This window comes from Cognatundibacterium luofuense (genome assembly GCF_018139685.1).
Classification (GTDB): domain Bacteria; phylum Pseudomonadota; class Gammaproteobacteria; order Burkholderiales; family Burkholderiaceae_D; genus Undibacterium; species Undibacterium luofuense.
The window spans coordinates 1-364 of sequence record NZ_JAGSPN010000284.1 but is presented as its reverse complement, the minus strand read 5'-3'; the positions used below and the strand labels follow the sequence as shown (position 1 = coordinate 364).

Annotated in this window: 1 pseudogene; it reads right to left on the bottom strand. The window is 56.6% G+C overall.

Features of this window, described 5'->3' with window-relative positions:
- A pseudogene (locus KDM89_RS20430) lies at positions 1-364 on the bottom strand (gamma-glutamyl-phosphate reductase); the annotation flags it as partial.

The following is a 364-nucleotide window of genomic DNA, read 5'->3' as shown; positions in this document are numbered from 1 at the left end:
CGCTGCACGATCCGTGGTCTCCACAATTTGCACCGCATCGGCTGGCAAACCGGCGCCGGATAGACCTTCCATGACCAGACTTGCGAGTGCGCGGTTGCAATGTATTGCCTCTGAACCGCCGCGCAATATGGTCGCATTGCCACTTTTAATGCACAGGCCGGCCGCATCCACCGTGACATTCGGACGGGCTTCATAAATGATGCCGATCACCCCGAGTGGCACGCGCATTTTGCCGACCTGAATACCGCTGGGGCGGAATTTCATGTCAGAGATTTCACCGACCGGATCAGGCAAGGCGATCATTTGTTCGAGTCCGGTTGCCATCGTCGTAATGGCCTGATCAGATAAAGTCAGGCGATCCAGC